This is a genomic window from Neomelitea salexigens DSM 19753 (assembly GCF_000422345.1).
Lineage (GTDB): Bacteria > Pseudomonadota > Gammaproteobacteria > Pseudomonadales > Spongiibacteraceae > Spongiibacter > Spongiibacter marinus_A.
Map to the genome: position 1 here is coordinate 29,345 of NZ_AULP01000008.1, position 17,556 is coordinate 46,900.

General features: G+C 53.8%; 15 protein-coding genes. 6 read left to right on the top strand and 9 right to left on the bottom strand.

From position 1 onward, the window contains the following. Positions 1–3 precede the first annotated feature (3 nt). The 3 genes from ampE to H573_RS0112175 all read right to left on the bottom strand — a co-directional run bounded on the left by ampE (position 4) and on the right by H573_RS0112175 (position 3,827). Positions 4–855 carry a regulatory signaling modulator protein AmpE gene (ampE, locus tag H573_RS0112165; protein WP_027874518.1) on the bottom strand — a complete coding sequence of 284 codons (852 nt, stop codon included), beginning with the start codon at positions 853–855 and terminating at the stop codon, positions 4–6. 35 nt (positions 856–890) lie between these two features. Next, entirely contained in the window at positions 891–1,439 is a 549-nt protein-coding gene (gene ampD, locus H573_RS0112170) for a 1,6-anhydro-N-acetylmuramyl-L-alanine amidase AmpD (RefSeq protein WP_027874519.1), read from the bottom strand. Between the two features lie 123 nt (positions 1,440–1,562). Then, on the bottom strand, positions 1,563–3,827 hold the full coding sequence (locus H573_RS0112175; RefSeq protein WP_027874520.1) for a DUF1631 domain-containing protein: 2,265 nt from the start codon (positions 3,825–3,827) through the stop codon (positions 1,563–1,565). Between the two features lie 401 nt (positions 3,828–4,228). On the opposite strand from H573_RS0112175, the gene nadC reads away from it, so the two are divergent. Then, positions 4,229–5,071: a carboxylating nicotinate-nucleotide diphosphorylase gene (gene nadC, locus H573_RS0112180; protein ID WP_027874521.1), complete on the top strand. Its 843-nt coding sequence runs from the start codon at positions 4,229–4,231 to the stop codon at positions 5,069–5,071. An 87-nt stretch (positions 5,072–5,158) separates the two neighbouring features. Here nadC and H573_RS0112185 read toward each other — a convergent pair whose 3' ends face one another. Continuing rightward, positions 5,159–5,572 (bottom strand): pilin, encoded by a 414-nt coding sequence (locus H573_RS0112185; protein ID WP_027874522.1) that lies wholly within the window; start codon positions 5,570–5,572, stop codon positions 5,159–5,161. A 311-nt stretch (positions 5,573–5,883) separates the two neighbouring features. Between H573_RS0112185 and pilB the strand changes: the two genes are divergently transcribed. The 5 genes from pilB (at position 5,884) to yacG (ending at position 10,642) form a co-directional block, all read left to right on the top strand. After that, on the top strand, positions 5,884–7,602 hold the full coding sequence (pilB, locus tag H573_RS0112190) for a type IV-A pilus assembly ATPase PilB (protein ID WP_027874523.1): 1,719 nt from the start codon (positions 5,884–5,886) through the stop codon (positions 7,600–7,602). A 20-nt stretch (positions 7,603–7,622) separates the two neighbouring features. Then, entirely contained in the window at positions 7,623–8,837 is a 1,215-nt protein-coding gene (locus H573_RS0112195) for a type II secretion system F family protein (RefSeq protein WP_027874524.1), read from the top strand. Between the two features lie 68 nt (positions 8,838–8,905). Next, positions 8,906–9,784: a prepilin peptidase gene (locus H573_RS0112200; RefSeq protein ID WP_027874525.1), complete on the top strand. Its 879-nt coding sequence runs from the start codon at positions 8,906–8,908 to the stop codon at positions 9,782–9,784. Between the two features lie 19 nt (positions 9,785–9,803). Beyond that, positions 9,804–10,418 (top strand): dephospho-CoA kinase, encoded by a 615-nt coding sequence (gene coaE / locus H573_RS0112205; protein ID WP_027874526.1) that lies wholly within the window; start codon positions 9,804–9,806, stop codon positions 10,416–10,418. After that, positions 10,415–10,642, top strand: a complete 228-nt coding sequence (gene yacG, locus H573_RS0112210) for a DNA gyrase inhibitor YacG (protein WP_051171265.1) — start codon at positions 10,415–10,417, stop codon at positions 10,640–10,642. The genes coaE and yacG overlap by 4 nt, the downstream gene beginning before the upstream one ends. A gap of 14 nt (positions 10,643–10,656) precedes the next feature. Here yacG and mutT read toward each other — a convergent pair whose 3' ends face one another. The 5 genes from mutT to ftsZ form a co-directional block, all read right to left on the bottom strand. Next, on the bottom strand, positions 10,657–11,058 hold the full coding sequence (gene mutT, locus H573_RS0112215) for an 8-oxo-dGTP diphosphatase MutT (RefSeq protein WP_027874528.1): 402 nt from the start codon (positions 11,056–11,058) through the stop codon (positions 10,657–10,659). Then, positions 11,058–12,275 carry a bifunctional glutamate N-acetyltransferase/amino-acid acetyltransferase ArgJ gene (argJ, locus tag H573_RS0112220; RefSeq protein WP_027874529.1) on the bottom strand — a complete coding sequence of 406 codons (1,218 nt, stop codon included), beginning with the start codon at positions 12,273–12,275 and terminating at the stop codon, positions 11,058–11,060. Before argJ ends, mutT begins: the two co-directional genes overlap by 1 nt. A gap of 41 nt (positions 12,276–12,316) precedes the next feature. Further along, entirely contained in the window at positions 12,317–15,061 is a 2,745-nt protein-coding gene (secA, locus tag H573_RS0112225) for a preprotein translocase subunit SecA (protein WP_027874530.1), read from the bottom strand. Between the two features lie 250 nt (positions 15,062–15,311). Beyond that, positions 15,312–16,226 carry a UDP-3-O-acyl-N-acetylglucosamine deacetylase gene (gene lpxC, locus H573_RS0112235; protein WP_027874531.1) on the bottom strand — a complete coding sequence of 305 codons (915 nt, stop codon included), beginning with the start codon at positions 16,224–16,226 and terminating at the stop codon, positions 15,312–15,314. Between the two features lie 90 nt (positions 16,227–16,316). Continuing rightward, complete coding sequence (gene ftsZ / locus H573_RS0112240) at positions 16,317–17,474, bottom strand: cell division protein FtsZ (protein ID WP_027874532.1); 1,158 nt, start codon at positions 17,472–17,474, stop codon at positions 16,317–16,319. Positions 17,475–17,556 lie beyond the last annotated feature (82 nt).

Below are 17,556 nucleotides of genomic sequence, written 5' to 3' on the forward strand. Positions count from 1 at the left end.
GCCCTAGAACAACTGCATTAACGCCATCACGGCAATCCAACACAGCAGGCTGCGTGAAAGTAACTGCTGCACTTTTTGCAACTCTTGCGCTGCCTGCTGCACAAATTGATCACCATCGAGCTCAGCATTTACCGCTGATGCCATAGAACAGCTTCCCAGCTCATCCAGGTAAGCGTCGCTGGGCAGATCCCCCAACACCATAGCCCGCCATTTTCCAAAGCAGCCCTCGAAATCACCAATCAGTGCGAAGGCAAAGCCGAGAAGGCGAACGGGCAACCACTCCAGGTAGTAGAGTATGTTTTTACTTAAATCCCGCTCTTGCTGGCTGGCAAGGGCATCTTGCGCGGTCATGAATACCAAACGGTAGAGCAATGCCACTGCCGGCCCTAAGGCAAAAAACCAAAACACCACCGCAAACCAGCGCTCAAACCCCTGATAGAACACCGCCTTGCGCACGGCGTTGTGCATTTGCAAGGCATTGTCTGCACCGCTATCACAGAGCTCTTCGCTAAAATGTTGGCCATAGAGGAAGGCCCCTTCTAAATCTCCGCGCTGCCAGCTGTTTAGGTAGAGACGCAGCTGTATTTGAAAGTCTCCCCTTCCCAGACTGTATAGCAATACCGCCACGCTGATTAAGAACAGCGGCAAGCCAAAAACAAGCGGAGCAATCAACCACAATAGCAGCGCCAGCAATAACACTGGCACTAAAACAAACAGTCCCAAACGAAGAGCGGGACTGGCAAACCCTTTCAGCAGCTGGCGGTATTGCACCACCCAGCTATCTCGCTGGAACAGCTCCGCGCTACCCCAGAACTGTACCGCACCCCAAGCGATCAAAATCGCGAAAAATTCCATAGTTAATTTCCACTCATTACCGCTACAGGAAGGCGTTAAGCTAACAAGGCGCGCAATTTGTCCCAGTTAAAGGCCGGTCCCGGATCGGTTTTTCTTCCGGGCGCAACATCGCAATGCCCAACAATACGCTCTAGATTAATTTTTGGAAACCGCTGACGCAAGGCGCGTGTGACTGCCGCCAACTCGTGGTACTGCCGCTCGGTATAGGGGCGGTGGTCTTCGCCCTCCAGCTCAATACCGATACTAAAGTCGTTGCAGTTGTCTCGGCCACAAAATTGCGACACCCCGGCATGCCAGGCGCGGTCGAGCAGGGAGACAAACTGGTAGCACTCGCCTTCGCGGTCAATGAATAAGTGCGCCGAGACCTTCAACTCCTGAATATCGGCCAGCGCGGGATCCTGACTGCAGTCCAGAGTATTACAAAAAAACTGCGGCACGCAGCCTGTGCCAAACTGGCCGGGCGGCAGGCTGATATTGTGGATGAGCAGAAGGTCAATCTCTTCCCCTTCGGGGCGAGCATTAAAGTTTTCGGAGGGGGTTTTGCGGGCGTGTTCAAACCACCCATTCTTATCAATCGTGTACATCTGCTCTCCCGCGTTTCTGCGGGAAAGTGTAACAGGATAGAGCAAGTTTCGTGAGGCCGGGCAGGTCCAGCCACTCAGTACTTAAGGCACCTCTGATTAATTCGGTAATGGCTCAGCGAAGCCTTAACTTAGCGGCTTGTCGTGCATGTCGCGCAGGTTACTAATCACCGACTCCAGTGCTCGGTCGAACATTCTGTCGTCTTCAATCAGCACGATATCGCCATCAACCACAGCTGATCGCAGGGTATCCATATCGTATTCAGCGACTTTTATTCCAGCGCGATTGACGAAGATGTATTTACCAATGCCGTTAATCACTGCCGCCAAGCGGCAGCGCAGCATTTTTCCGTCGTCTTGACGCAAGTCCACCCAGTTGCCAACGCGCAAGGCGTCAAGCGCAGCGGCGGTGCTTGCAGCCTCCTCAACAGGCGGCTCATTTGAACTTAGTTCAGGCTCAGCCGCCTCATCAGTAGAAACGTTTTCCGCCGACACCACCGCTGGCTCATCCAGCTCTGCCAAGGCGGCGTCCAAATCTTCTAATGCTTGGTCTTCATCGGCCGTGCGCGGTGCCGACGGCGCCTCATTGCGACTTAATTTGGCTAGATGTAAACGCTCAAGCTGCTCGAACCACTTACTGGTATCAAACGCGTTTAGCGATACTCGGTTAAACCCGAGCCGAAGCGTTTCAATCAGCACGGGCAGCGCGGTAATCAGCTCATTGCGGTGCCCGGCTTCATTATTTGGGGCAACGCTCCACAGAAAGCGCTCAACAAATTGCACTTCGTCTTTGAAACTTGCGCTCTCAGGCCCGGACTGCACATAGCTTAGGAATAGCACCTTACTCCAGCCGTCCAGCAAGACTTTGCGTGCCACCGGAGGGTAATCTGCCCCGCTGAGCTTGTCCTCCAGCAGGCCGGAAATATATGAGCGCGCCGCCTGGGCAGTCGCCCGACCGCCCTCTGCGTTGATTGTGCGCTGCGCCACCAACTCAGCGCGACGCTGGGCCTTTTCTTGAAACTTGCCAAACTCCGTCAAAACATCGACGAAAACCTGAGTATCTACACCGAAGTCGCCCAGAATACGCATGACGACTTCTTCGAGCTTTTTATACAACGGGTCTTTTTCGGGCGTGGACACAGGCGACCAACCAATACCCGCGCCAACGATCGCACTGAGCAGCTTTCGGGCCGGGTGCTCTTCTCGACTAAAGAAGCTCTTGTCCAGCATCGCCATTTTTAGAATTGGGATCTGCAAGTGAGCCAACAAGCGCTTGAGCGGGTCGGAAAGGCCATCGCCTTCGAGCATGTACTGAAATAAGGTACCGACAAAATGGACGGTATCCTGATCCCTCTCAAGTGAGAGCGCTGACGCATCGTTTTGAGAAACTCGGCTCACCTCACGAAGGCGGGAGACTAACTTTTGCGATATTTCGTGGAATGCGTGACTGTCGTTGGCCGCCCCTTGCGTTTTCAAGTGGCTAAACTGCTCGTCCTGCATATCTTGCAGAGCGACCATAAACGACGGTTTGGAAAGGGTTGCCGCCTCATTCGCAGAAGCCTGTTGAAAGACCTCGTCCATGGCATCGACCAACTGGTTTACCAACTCAGCGGCCGGCCGGGCGCTATCTTCACCCTCTGCGCGGGAAGGCTCCACCGCCGCCGAAGACTCGTCTTTGCGTTGCTGGGATTCAGGTCGCTCTGACTCCAAGGCGACGCCACTGCTCTCCAACACCGGCAACATCACATCAAACAACTCGCCATAGCGAGAGATGATTTGGCCGTCGAAAATCTTAAACAGTATTAAGCGAGCTTTGATATCGATATTCAGGTCACGGCAAGCCTCGCTGAAAGCCTTGGCAATTTTCGCCGGCCCCATCGGCAATTCCGCCGCACTGATACTTTCGCCACCCACACTGTGTTGCCAGGCAACACTCAATTGCCACAATTGTTGCAAGTGCTGGCGCTCGGCCTTCTTCGCCATTCCCTCAATAGCGACCAACTCTTCCAGGGCATCTGACTCTAGAAGTTTTAGTTTAGCTCGCCCTCTGTCTGCAGCGCCGTTGACAGCCGTGTTCAGTTGATCAGTAAAATTGTCACAAAGTTTTGCACTGAAGTTCTGCTCGATTAGCTGACGATGAACGCGAATTTCGCGCATCGAGTCAAAATACAGGTGCTGCTCTTTGGCACTGCTCGCTTCGTCCGCAAGCTCAAAGAGCGTGTCATCGACATCGTCCAATAGACCGGTAAGACGTTCAGCCAAGAATAACTGACATTTCTCACGCAGGGCGGCCATACTGGCAGGCAACTCCGCCACACTGGCTTCGACAGCACTGGGCATCGGGTCTCTGCGTGTGGTTAAATCCACAACATTGTTGGGTTTATCAGTCATTTTGATTTCTGCCAGCCATCTGTCGAACTGCTAGTATTCTATTTTTTGTACGCTGTATCTCGATGTGCAGCGGCACTCCGTTGGAAACCCACCGCCCGGGATACTACCTTAGCTGTCCTTGCTTGCTTCAACCCTTCCTAGGTAACACAGTTATACCAAAGTGTCGTTAAGTCGTCAGTAGCGAATTATGCATATCTGCGCACTCAACTACACCTATACCTCCCATCTTGGTAAACTCCGCCTGCGTCGCGCAACAGCAACCTTTCACTTAAGCGTTTTATAGCAGCTGCCATTTCCCAGCGACCAGCGCGGGAAACTACCTAGAGGACTAGGGGCGACTGTGTTGTTGCTAGCGGAGTCGCCGTAAATCCTTATCAGCAAATTGCCATTGAGGCCTGCCCATGCCCCTTCCCACAGCCACTGAAAACGACGTTCAATCCACTGTGCGCGCAGCTTTGATTGAGGATATCGGCAGCGGTGACATCACCGCCATGTTAATCCCGGACACAGAAATCGCCGCTGCAAAAATTATCAGCCGAGAGGCAGCGGTTATATGCGGGCAGGCCTGGGTAGACGAAGTATTTCGACAAATTGATAACTCAGTCACAGTTACCTGGCACGTCAAAGACGGGGACCGCGCTGAAGCAAATAGCGTGTTATTTGAGCTACAAGGAAAAGCCAGAAGCCTGCTGACCGGTGAGCGCAGTGCTCTCAATTTTCTGCAGCTGCTTTCTGGCACCGCCACTACCTGCCGAGACTACGCCGACATTGTGGCACATACCCAGGTCAAACTTCTGGACACCCGCAAAACCATTCCCGGCCTGCGCACCGCGCAAAAATACGCCGTAACCTGCGGCGGCTGTCACAACCACCGCATCGGCCTTTACGATGCTTTCCTTATTAAAGAGAACCACATTGCAGCCGCCGGCAGCATCGCCAACGCCATCGCGGCTGCCCGCCAGCTGGCACCAGGCAAGCCTGTGGAAGTTGAAGTAGAGTCATTGAACGAGCTGGAACAAGCCCTCGACGCCCGCGCTGACACCATAATGTTGGATAACTTCAGCCTGGACGATATGCGCAAAGGCGTGAACCTTACCGCAGGCCGCGCCAAACTAGAGGCCTCGGGAAATGTTAGCAAAGCCACACTGGCAGGCATTGCAGAGACCGGTGTCGATTACATCTCGATAGGCGCATTGACTAAGCATGCCAGGGCAGTGGATTTGTCGATGCGGCTGATAGGCTAAAAATAGCGTAATAAAAAAGCCGCTCCCTATGCGAAAGCGGCTTTTTTGAACCCTGACAACCTATGTCAGGGCAAAACTACGCAACAACTAGCAAACGCCATTTGCAATGCAAGTACCAGTCTGCGCCCAAGTCAACGTACCGTTCACCGCGGTTGGGGTTAGAATGTAAGTTGAGGAGTTTGAATCTGAACCAGTGCCGGTGATAGCCGCTGTAGTTTCAGTAATAACAACGCTAGCCACCTCGGTCCCTGACTCGACATCCGTCTTGACCGCCCCTATCTCTGCGTAAGTATCGCAATTTGTGAGTGTTCTATCACCACGCGTCTGGAAGCAAGTGTCTATCGCTGTTTTAACACTGGACGAAGCTAGGACTACCTCCGTAAACCGGGCCTTTTCAGTGTAAGTTTGGTACGCGGGTAAAGCGACCGCTGCAAGAATACCGATGATCGCAACTACGATCATCAATTCGATTAAGGTAAAACCCTGTTGAGCTTGTTTCATAATTTACTCCAGCTATTTATTTTTGAAACGATTGATCATCATCAACCTACTCACTCTTAAGCACTTAACATGCCAAGTACCCCTCTCCTTTCTTAGAGGGCTAGACAATGGTAAAGCCGCTCAGCGCTGACAAAATTTGTCAGCGCTGCCATTTTATGTCACTTGGCCAATCTAAAAATCACGCCACAACTCGAGCAACCCCATTTACTCCGGAATCCATCGACCAAAGAACTCTCCAACTCAGCGACAGTGCATGCTAAGGTTCTAATCGATATTTACATCGCACAACATTAAAACAGAACCTGCTTATTATGAACTCTTCCAGTACGCCCTTAACCGGTTTGGCTCGCCGACTGGTCTTCGACGGTTTAATCGACGAGGCCGGCATTCGCAAGGCGCAAGACGCTGCGAGCAAGGAGAAAAAAAGCTTTGTCAGCCACTTGGTGGCCAGCAAGCTGGTAGATGGCATCGCCGTGGCCGAGGCAGCAGCGGATGAGTTCGGCGTTCCCTTTTTGGACTTGCGGGCTTTCAATATCGATTTAGCACCAAAAAAACTGGTAGACAGCAAACTGATACGCAGCCATCGCATTGTTCCTTTGTGGCAGCGGGGGAAGCGCCTCTACATTGGCATGTCTGACCCTACCAACCTTCACGCCTTGGATCAGATAAAGTTTCATACCAACCTCAGCACTGAGCCCATTGTTGTTGAGGAATCCGCGCTGAACGCAGCCATCGATAGCTATATGGCCGCCCAGGAAGAGTCTCTCACCGACAGTCTGGGTGAGATGGATGATATCGACCTGGAGAACCTCGACGTTCAAGCGGTGGACGAGGACGCTGCTGCTGAAGGCGATAGCAGCGGTGCCGACGAGGCGCCCGTCGTAAAATTTGTGAACAAAGTCTTGCTAGACGCAATTCGCGGCGGCGCTTCCGATATTCACTTCGAACCCTACGAAAAGACCTACCGCGTGCGCTTTCGCACCGACGGTATTTTGCAGGAGGTCGCCCGCCCGCCGGCATCTTTGGGCTTTCGGCTGGCTGCGCGCCTGAAAGTTATGTCGCAAATGGATATCTCTGAGCGTCGCATCCCCCAGGACGGCCGCATAAAAATGAAGCTGTCCAAAACCCGCGCCATCGACTTTCGTGTAAACACGCTGCCCACGCTGTGGGGGGAAAAGGTCGTGCTGCGGATTCTCGACCCGTCTTCCGCACAAATGGGCATCGACGCTCTAGGATATGAGCCTGAGCAAAAGGAGATGTACCTATCGGCCCTCAACCAGCCTCAAGGTATGATTTTGGTGACGGGGCCGACGGGCTCAGGTAAGACGGTATCGCTGTATACCGGCCTGAACATTCTCAATACCCCAGAACTCAATATCTCCACGGCGGAAGACCCGGTAGAAATTAACCTGGAAGGCATTAACCAGGTACACGTGAATACCAAAGTCGGCTTGGGCTTCGCCGAGGCCCTGCGGTCCTTCCTTCGTCAGGATCCCGACATTATTATGGTTGGTGAGATACGGGACCTGGAAACCGCCGAAATTGCCATTAAGGCCGCGCAGACTGGTCACTTGGTTTTATCTACCCTGCACACCAATAGCGCCCCGGAAACCTTAACTCGTCTGCTGAACATGGGTGTACCCGCCTTCAATGTGGCAACCTCTGTCAGCTTGATTATTGCCCAGCGTCTGGCTCGTCGGCTCTGCAAGGAATGCGCGAAACCCGCAGACATTCCCAAAGAAACGCTGTTAGATGAAGGTTTTACGGAAGAAATGCTAAGCTCAGCTATGATTATGGAGCCAGTTGGCTGTGAGCGCTGTAACAACGGTTTTAAGGGCCGCGTCGGGATATACGAAGTTGTTCGCATAACACCAGACATCTCTCGTATTATCATGGAGAACGGCAACTCATTGGAAATTGCCGACCAGGCGCAACGAGAAGGCTTTAATAATTTGCGCCAGTCTGCACTCAAGAAGTGCGCGCAAGGCGTCACCAGCCTCAGTGAAGTTAACCGCGTGACCAAAGATTAAAACAAGATTCGAGAAGCATTATGGCCGCACAGAATAAAGATGCCGTTTTTGTCTGGCAGGGTACCGATAAGCAAGGCCGAAAAACCCGTGGGGAAATGGTTGCTATTTCTCCGGCGATTGCCAAGGCACAATTGCGCAAGCAGGGCATTGCCCCCAAAGTTGTAAAGCGCAAGCCCAAGCCACTGTTCAGTAGCAAAAAACCGATCAAACCGGCAGACATTGCCATTTTTACCCGGCAAATGGCCACCATGCTAAAAGCCGGGGTGCCGCTGGTGCAAAGCTTCGACATTGTCGCCGAGGGTGCGGGCAACCCGACAATGACTGAGCTGGTCAATGACATTAAGAACGATGTGGCCTCCGGCGGCAGTTTTGCGGCCGCCTGTGCCAAACACCCCAAGTATTTCGATGATTTGTTTTGTAGCCTGGTCGAGTCCGGTGAGCAGTCCGGTACGCTTGAACTCATGCTTGACCGCGTAGCGACCTACAAGGAAAAAACCGAGGCGCTGAAAGCCAAGATCAAAAAAGCCCTCACCTACCCCATTGCGGTTATTGTCGTTGCCATCGTGGTCACCGCGATACTGCTTATAAAGGTTGTGCCCCAGTTTGCCGCTACCTTTGAAAGCTTCGGCTCTGACCTGCCAGCGTTCACCAAGCTAGTGGTTAGTATGTCGGAATGGATGCAGGCCAATTGGTATATTATGTTCGCCGCTATTGGCGTAGCGGTGTATGCCTTTGGTCAGGCGCGCCGGCGCTCTCAGGCTTTTTCAGACTGGGTGGATAGGGTCTCTCTTAAACTACCCGCTGTCGGCGATATTGTTTACAACTCGGTCATTGCCCGCTTCTCTCGCACCCTCGCCACCACCTTTAGTGCAGGGGTACCGCTTGTAGACGCCCTCAACTCTGTTGCCGGCGCCGCGGGGAATGCCGTATACAACAAAGCCATTATTCAGATACGCGACGATGTGACCACGGGGCAGACGCTGTATTCAGCCATCCGCTTTACCAATCTCTTCCCCACCATGCTGCTGCAGATGGTCTCGATAGGTGAAGAGTCTGGCTCGCTGGACGAAATGCTCGATAAAGTGGCGAATCACTACGAAGAGGCCGTGGACAATGCGGTAGACTCGCTGACTGCGCTGCTAGAACCCTTCATCATGTCGGTTCTCGGTGTGCTGGTTGGCGGCTTAATGATCGCAATGTACTTGCCAATCTTCATGCTGGGTTCCGCGATTTAACAATCTCGTGCTTGTTCATTCCAAACGCCGCTAGCCAACGCTGAGCGGCGCAATGCTAGGTTTTATTCATGTCTACCCTGAGCTACTTACACTCCAACCCAGCGCTAAGCATGGCGCTGCTCGCCATCTTTAGCCTATTGTTTGGCAGTTTTTTTAACGTTGTTATTTACCGCTTACCCAAAATGATGGAAGCGCGCTGGAAGCAGGAGTGCAGGCTCATTCTGGAGCAGGACGAGACGGATTCGCAGGAGCAATTTACCCTGTCTTTCCCCCACTCGCATTGCCCCCATTGCCATGCCCCCGTGAGAGCCTGGCAGAATATCCCCCTTATCAGCTTCATACTCTTACGAGGTCGCTGCGCCAACTGCAAAGCGGCAATCGGACTGCGTTATCCCGCGATAGAATTAGCAACGGCCATACTCGCCATTTTCGCTGCCGTTCAGTTCGGCATGTCTTGGCACACAGTTGCCGTCATTGTCTTCAGCTGGCTGCTGCTGGTGATGAGCATGATAGATATCGACCATAAGCTCCTGCCAGACAGCTTGACCCTGCCATTGCTCTGGCTCGGACTCGGGTACAACGCTTTGAGCGGGACGGTGCCACTTCAAGACGCCGTTTGGGGCGCGATCTTTGGCTATTTGTCTCTGTGGTCGGTTTACTGGCTGTTTAAGCTGACAACCGGTAAAGAGGGGATGGGCTACGGCGACTTTAAGTTACTGGCCGCCCTCGGCGCCTGGCTTGGTTGGCAGATGCTGCCGGTTATCATTTTGCTGTCATCGGTAGTCGGCGCGGTGCTCGGCGGTATGCTACTGGCGCTCAAAGGTAGGGACAATGCCGGTACCATTCCCTTTGGCCCCTACCTTGCGGTGGCAGGCTGGATCGCCTTATTTTGGGGACCAACCTTATTGAACGGCTATCTGACGTTCGCCGGGCTACCACCGCTTTGACAGACACGGAATTTCGATTGTGAGCAATTACATTGTAGGACTCAGTGGCGGCATTGGCAGCGGTAAAACCGCCGTGTCGGACCGCTTTGCAACGCGCGGCATTACCGTAGTGGACGCAGACGTGATCGCGCGCCAAGTCGTTGAACCGGGACGCGACGCGCTAAAGACTATTCAACAGCATTTTGGCGATGCGATTGTGGATGCAAACGGGGAACTCCGGCGCGCCGAGCTGAGAAAACGAATATTCAGCAATGCCGAAGACAAGCAGTGGCTAGAAGCACTCCTGCACCCGCTAATTGCCACCGAGACGCTAAACCAGCTTGAAAAAGCCAAAGCCCCTTACGTCATTTACGTTTCGCCTTTACTGGTAGAGGGTGGGCAGAAGGCGCTTTGTGACCGCCTATTAGTGATCGATGTTCCGGAGTCCGTCCAAGTTGCTCGCACGATGACACGCGATGACAACGACCAGGCCCAAGTCGAGCGAATTATGGCGAGCCAGGCCAGCCGTCAACAACGGCTGGATGCCGCCGATGATGTGATTGACAATAGTGGCGATATCGAACACTTAGATGCAGAGGTGGAAACACTACACCAGCAGTACTTGGCCTATGCCGAGGAGAAAAAAGCACAGTGAGCACAGCAAACAAGCCCACGACACTGAGCACCATCGTGCCCTGCCCAACCTGTGGCGCAAAATTAAAATGGGACAGCAACAACCCCTACCGTCCATTTTGCAGTGACAACTGCAAAAATCAGGACTTTGTCGCTTGGTCAAACGAGGAACACCATATTCCGGGGCAACCCGATTATGAAGATATTCTGAGTGGCGACTTAAACGACGAATACACGTCGCGCTGATTGGCTAGCGCCTGTTAACGGGCGCTGGCCAGTATGGCGTCTATAATCGCGTGATTCGCCTCGGGGAAGCGGTACTGATTCAAGTTCTGCGGCGCAACCCACATTAGGGGCTGCCCCTCTCGGCCCTCAGGCTGGCCGCGAAACTCCCTCACCCAGCACACCTCCAAACAGACTTGCTTATCCCCGTAGTCGTGCTCGATTTTGAGCAGCGGCGAGCACCGCTCAGGCACAAGACTAATCCCAATCTCTTCTTGTAGCTCCCGCTCTAACGCGTCTAACAGAGATTCGCCGCTTTCCACCTTACCGCCGGGAAACTCCCACAGGCCGCCTTGATGGCGGTCTGCAGAGCGCTTGGCAATCAGGATATTGTGCTGGTCATCGCAGACAACGCCCACCGCAACGTGCACGACCGCCACTAGCTGCGATACTCCGCGTTAATCTTGACGTAGTCATAAGAGAAGTCGGTGGTCCACACCGTCTCCCGCGCATCGCCGCGACCGAGATCAATGCGGATAGCAATCTCGTCTTTCTTCATCACGGCAGCACCAGCCTCTTCAGTGTAAGAGGCCGCACGGCCACCGCGCTCGGCAATCAACACCTCGTCAAGGTGAACCCTGACATCTTCAACCGTTAGGCGTTCGACACCTGCGCGCCCGATGGCCGCAAGGATACGCCCCCAGTTGGGGTCGCTGGCAAACAAGGCAGTTTTCACAAGGGGGGATTCAGCAACCGTGTAGGCCACTTTTAGCGCCTCGTCAGGCGTCCTCGCCCCACTCACTGCCACTTCTACAAACTTGGTAGCGCCTTCACCGTCGCGCACAATGGCATGCGCCAACTCCAGAAAGACCTCATCCAAAAGTGTTTGCAAGGCGGCCAATAATTCGGGCGTTTGCTCAGTCACTTCCAGCCCCGACTCACCGCTGGCGATCAGCATGCAGGCGTCATTCGTCGAGGTGTCGCCATCAACCGTGATGCGGTTAAACGAGCCATTAGCACAGCGCGTGACCATGGACTGAAGCAGACCCGGCTCAATGCGTGCATCGCAGGCCACGTAGCCAAGCATCGTCGCCATATTCGGCTTGATCATGCCAGCACCTTTGGAGATACCGGTGATCGTAATCGTGCTGCCCTGCCATTCTAATTGACGCGAGCAGGCCTTTGGACGGGTGTCCGTCGTCATAATACCGCTTGCCGCCGCCGCCCAGTTATCCTCAGATAGATCAGACAAGGCATCGGGCAACGCCGCCAGTATATTATCAACCGGCAGCGACTCGCCGATCACACCTGTTGAGAATGGCAACACCTGCTCGGGAGATACCGATGTCAGCTCAGCCAAGGCCTCACAGCAGCGCTTAGCATCGCGCAAACCCTGCTCACCGGTGCCTGCATTTGCATTGCCGGTATTCACCAGAAGGTAACGGCTCTCGGCACCAGCAATATGAGACTTGGCCACCGTTACTGGCGCAGCACAAAATGCATTCTGCGTGAACACGCCGGCAACACTGCTGCCCGGCGCCAATTCGAAGACCACAACATCTTTACGACCGACCTTCTTGATACCCGCACTGGCAATACCAAGACGCACACCTGGCACGGTGTGCAAATGCCCAAACTTCCCCGAACCCACTGCCATCACTGCTTCCTATTTTGACTGCCTCTCGACAAGGCTAAGGGTTAGTCCAACTTGCCGTGGCACTGTTTGTATTTTTTGCCGGAACCACAGGGGCAGGGCTCATTGCGCCCAACCTTACGCCCCTCTCGAACAAAGGTTTCGGGGTTTTTTGGCGTCTCGTTGGGCTCATCTTGCAGACCGTCATCATCCAGTGCAGAGCTTTCCGCGTGCTGGAATTCCATCGCGCGCTTTGCCTGTTCTTCGCGGCGCTGCTGCTCTAATGCTTCAGCGCTCTCATCTTGCTGCAGCTGCAAATGCGATAGGAAGCGCACAACCTCGTGCTTTAAGCTCTCCAACATTTGCTGGAATAACTCGAAGGCCTCGCGCTTGTATTCCTGCTTTGGGTTCTTCTGAGCAAAAGCGCGCAGATGAATCCCCTGACGAAGGTGATCCATTGTTGCCAGATGCTCTTTCCACAAGGTATCGAGCACTTGCAGCATAATGTGGCGCTCAATTTTGCGCATGTCCGGCCCAACTTGCGCGCACTTGCTGGCATAAGCAGCGTCGACAGCATCGATAATGCGCTGACGAACGCCCTCTTCTTGCAGCTTTTTGTCTTCATCCAGCCACTGCGCAATCGGCAAGTCCACTTCAAAGTCAGCCTCGATGCGGCGTTGAAGACCTGCCACATCCCATTGCTCTACCATGCTTTGCATGGGGATATATTCGCTGATGACGTCTTGCACAACATCGTTGCGAATCACCGCCAGCATCTCGCTGATATCTTCTGACTCCAGCAGCTCGTTGCGCTGTTCGTAGATAATTTGCCGCTGGTCATTGGCGACATCATCGTATTCCAGCAATTGCTTACGAATATCGAAGTTGCGCCCCTCGACCTTGCGCTGAGCCTTTTCAATGGCGTTGGAAACCATGCGGTGCTCAATGGCTTCGCCCTTCTCCAGACCCAGTGCCTGCATAATGCCGCGAACCCGATCCGAAGCAAAAATACGCATCAGGTTGTCTTCCAGAGACAAGTAAAACCGTGACAGACCGGGGTCACCCTGGCGCCCTGCACGACCGCGAAGCTGGTTGTCGATTCGGCGAGACTCGTGACGCTCTGTGCCGATAATGTGTAAACCACCCGCTTGAATCACCTGCTCATGGCGCAGTTTCCACGCCTCACGTAGCTCGCTGATTACAGCATCTGAAGGCGAGTCGAGCTGTTCAATTTCTGCATCGACGCTACCACCAAGCACAATATCCGTGCCTCGGCCCGCCATATTAGTTGCGATTGTCACAACACCGGGGCGTCCCGCCTGCGCAATGATTTCAGCCTCTTGCTCGTGATATTTCGCGTTCAATACCTTGTGAGGCATTCCCGCTTGTTTAAAGCGCTTGGACATTTCTTCCGACGTTTCAATCGAGGCGGTACCCACCAGAACCGGAGCCCCCGTTTCGACAATGCCCTTAACGTCCTCAACAATGGCGTCGTACTTTTCCTCTTTGGTTAGGTAAACCAAGTCATTCAGGTCGCGACGCGCATTGGGCTTATTGGTGGGGATGACGACCACATCCAAACCGTAGATTTGCTTAAATTCAAAGGCCTCGGTATCAGCCGTACCTGTCATACCAGCTAGCTTATTAAACAAGCGGAAATAATTCTGGAAGGTCGTCGACGCCAGCGTTTGACTCTCGGCTTGAACGGTCACGCCCTCTTTCGCTTCAATCGCTTGGTGCAACCCCTCAGACAGGCGACGCCCGGGCATTGTTCGACCTGTGTGCTCATCAATTAACACCACTTGGTCATTTTGAACGATGTATTCCACGTTATTGCTGAATAGGACGTGGGCCCGCAGCGCTGAGTTGACGTGATGTAGCAGGCTAAGGTTGCTTGCTGAATAAAGACTATCGCCCTCCTCCAACAAACCCGCCTGGATCAACCATTCTTCAACTAGTTGATGGCCTGCCTCGTTGAGCTCCACCTGACGCATCTTTTCGTCAACGGTGTAATGCCCTTCTGCAGGTTCGACACCCGCCTGCTGTTCGCCTTCACTTTCCGGCACAGCCTGTAGCTGGGGAATAAAGCGATTTATCTGTTTATAGAGTGCAGAGCTATCTTGCGCTGGCCCAGAGATAATCAACGGCGTTCTCGCCTCGTCGATCAGGATCGAGTCGACCTCATCGACAATGGCAAAATTCAATTCGCGCTGATAACGGTCTTCAATAGCGAAGGCCATATTGTCGCGCAGATAGTCGAAACCAAATTCATTATTAGTGCCGTAGGTGATATCCGACTCATAAGCGGCGCGCTTCTCTTCCGCGCCCTGCCCAGAACGAATGATACCTACGCTTAAGCCAAGAAATTCATAAAGCGGCCGCATCCAGTTGGCGTCACGCTGGGCGAGATAATCGTTCACGGTAACAACGAACACGCCCTTGCCCGCAAGCGCGTTAAGATACACCGGCAATGTCGCAACGAGCGTTTTACCCTCACCCGTGCGCATCTCAGCGATACGGCCCTCGTGCATGGTGATACCACCGATCAACTGCACATCGAAGTGGCGCATGCCGAGCACCCGTCGGCCAGCCTCTCGGGCCACCGCAAACGCTTCAGGTAAAAGCTGGTCCAAGGACTCGCCGGCACTCAATCGCTGGCGAAATTCCCCGGTTTTGGCCTGGAGCGAGGCATCGTCTAAGGCGGTTAGCTCCTCTTCCATGGCGGATATACGTGCAACAACTTTTCGCATGCGTTTCAGCTCGCGATCATTCTTGCTTCCAAATACCTTTTTGACTACGGATGTGATCATGATGAGTCGTTGCTTTCCCGGGGAATATGAGTTCCTGCGTGCTATTGGCAGCGCCACGCTAAACTACGTCAATGAGGGTCAGATGACAAAAATTCAAGGGCGTATCTATGAGGCCCTTTGCGATCGATTCCCGGCGAGCGGGCGCGCTAAGGAGCCGTGCGAGCACTGAACTACCGGGTCGCAATATCGCATAGATGAGAAAAGATTGCCATTCCCGGCGGGCGTTGCTCGCGCCGGAAATGGCCAGAAATTACGCGTTAACTGCGGCCGCAGCGGCGTAGGTGATGGGGGCGTCGGCGGGGTCTTCAAAGGTCACCCACTCCCAGGCGTCAGTCTCTTTGATGAGTTTGCGAAGCGAGGCATTATTTAAGCCGTGGCCAGACTTAAACGCCTTGAACTCACCGATAAGGCTGGTACCCAGGAGGTAGAGGTCACCAATAGCATCGAGCACTTTGTGCTTCACGAATTCGTCTTCATAGCGAAGGCCGTCTTCGTTCAAAATGCGGTACTCGTCCACCACGATGGCATTGTCGACACTGCCGCCCTGGGCTAGCCCCTTGGAGCGCAGGTATTCGATTTCATGCATAAACCCAAATGTGCGAGCGCGGCTCACCTCTTTAACAAAAGAGGTGCTGGAAAAATCCAACTCAGCGTGCCCTGTCCGATCCCTGAAAACAGGGTGGTCAAAGTCAATCGTGAAAGAAACTTTAAAGCCGTCAAAAGGGAGAAAACTCGCGACTTTATCGCCGTCTTTCACGGTAACTGGACGTTTTATACGGATGAACTTCTTCGGCGCATCCTGCTCTTCGATTCCCGCAGACTGAATCAAAAACACGAACGGACCCGCACTGCCATCCATAATGGGCACTTCTGAAGAGCTCAGCTCCACATAGGCATTGTCGATACCTAGCCCCGCCATCGCAGACAGCAAGTGCTCTACGGTCGACACGCGTACATCACCATTAACCAGCGTTGTGGAAAGCGTTGTATCACCGACATTCTCTGCGTGAGCATGAATCTCGACAACGGGGTTCAGGTCCGTTCGCCGGAAGATCACACCCGTATCAACGGGCGCTGGCTTCAGGGTCAAAAAGACTTTTTCCCCAGTATGCAAACCTATCCCGGTCGCCCGGATGGTATTGCGCAATGTTCGTTGTCTGATCATTTTCTATACTCTTTTAAAGACGCAAAGACGCCATCGCACGCTACGCCGACCCAAGGTCGGCGGCGCCCGCGCGACTAACGCTGCTGCGTATCAGTCTGCCTGACGGCGCAAGAACGCTGGAATATCCAGGTATTCCATGTCCTTGTCTTCAACGACAGGCGCCGCCGCAACCGCTTCGCGCGCTGCCGCCGCTTGTTGATTACGCATGATGGTTGGGCGGTCCAACTTGCGGTAGTCACTCGCGCGCTCAACAGGCTTGCTTTCAACGGCTTTCAGCGGCACTTCTTGCCCAACACCGTCCAGGCCTGTGGCAACTACAGTAACCCGCAGCTCTTCGCTCATTTCAGGGTCGATAACCGTACCAACCACCACGGTTGCGTCCTCGGACGCGAATTCCTTGATAGTATCCCCGACATCGCTGAACTCGCCTAGGGAGAGGTCCAATCCTGCGGTAATATTAACCAAAATGCCGCGCGCCCCTTCCAAATTAACGTCTTCTAGGAGTGGGCTGCGAATCGCCGCTTCAGCCGCTTCACAGGCGCGATTTTCACCGCGAGCGACACCGCTACCCATCATCGCCATACCCATTTCTGACATCACTGTGCGCACGTCAGCAAAGTCGACGTTAATCATACCCGGGCGGATAATCAGGTCGGCAATACCCTGTACAGCGCCGAGTAATACGTCGTTGGCGGCTTTGAAAGCGTCGAGCAGACTGGTGTTTTTACCCAGCACTGGCAGCAGCTTTTCATTGGGAATAGTGATCAGTGAATCCACATGCTGACGCAGTTCTTTCATTCCCGCTTCGGCAACGGTTAAGCGCTTTTTCCCTTCAAACGGGAAGGGTTTAGTCACGACTGCAACGGTAAGAATACCCAGCTCTTTCGCCACTTCAGCAACCACTGGCGCACCGCCGGTGCCCGTGCCGCCGCCCATACCCGCGGTGATGAACACCATATCAGCACCTTCCAGCGCTTCAGCGATGCGATCGCGGTCTTCCATGGCGGCCTGACGACCCACTTCTGGATTCGCGCCAGCACCCAAGCCCTTGGTAATCGTTGTGCCCAACTGCAGCACGGTTTTAGACATGACATCGGTTAACGCCTGCGCGTCGGTGTTCGCGCAGATGAAATCTACGCCGTCTACCGAGTTAGCGATCATGTGCTTAACGGCATTACCGCCGCCACCACCGACGCCAACAACCTTAATCACAGCGTTCTGAGGAACGTTATCTACGAGTTCAAACATGGTCTTTCTCCCTTTTACAATATTGGCCGTGCTGCCAAACACGACCCGTTACTACTTCGTTATCATCTGCGGCAACATCGGC

Bases quoted from the DNA above. Each gene is read 5' to 3' on its own strand.
- ampD (WP_027874519.1), bottom strand. From the start codon at position 1,439: ATGTACACGATTGATAAGAATGGGTGGTTTGAACACGCCCGCAAAACC.
- H573_RS0112200 (WP_027874525.1), top strand. From the start codon at position 8,906: ATGTCTACCCTGAGCTACTTACACTCCAACCCAGCGCTAAGCATGGCG.
- ampE (WP_027874518.1), bottom strand. From the start codon at position 855: ATGGAATTTTTCGCGATTTTGATCGCTTGGGGTGCGGTACAGTTCTGG.
- secA (WP_027874530.1), bottom strand. From the start codon at position 15,061: ATGATCACATCCGTAGTCAAAAAGGTATTTGGAAGCAAGAATGATCGC.
- H573_RS0112175 (WP_027874520.1), bottom strand. From the start codon at position 3,827: ATGACTGATAAACCCAACAATGTTGTGGATTTAACCACACGCAGAGAC.
- H573_RS0112195 (WP_027874524.1), top strand. From the start codon at position 7,623: ATGGCCGCACAGAATAAAGATGCCGTTTTTGTCTGGCAGGGTACCGAT.
- nadC (WP_027874521.1), top strand. From the start codon at position 4,229: ATGCCCCTTCCCACAGCCACTGAAAACGACGTTCAATCCACTGTGCGC.
- H573_RS0112185 (WP_027874522.1), bottom strand. From the start codon at position 5,572: ATGAAACAAGCTCAACAGGGTTTTACCTTAATCGAATTGATGATCGTA.
- pilB (WP_027874523.1), top strand. From the start codon at position 5,884: ATGAACTCTTCCAGTACGCCCTTAACCGGTTTGGCTCGCCGACTGGTC.
- argJ (WP_027874529.1), bottom strand. From the start codon at position 12,275: ATGGCAGTGGGTTCGGGGAAGTTTGGGCATTTGCACACCGTGCCAGGT.
- ftsZ (WP_027874532.1), bottom strand. From the start codon at position 17,474: ATGTTTGAACTCGTAGATAACGTTCCTCAGAACGCTGTGATTAAGGTT.
- lpxC (WP_027874531.1), bottom strand. From the start codon at position 16,226: ATGATCAGACAACGAACATTGCGCAATACCATCCGGGCGACCGGGATA.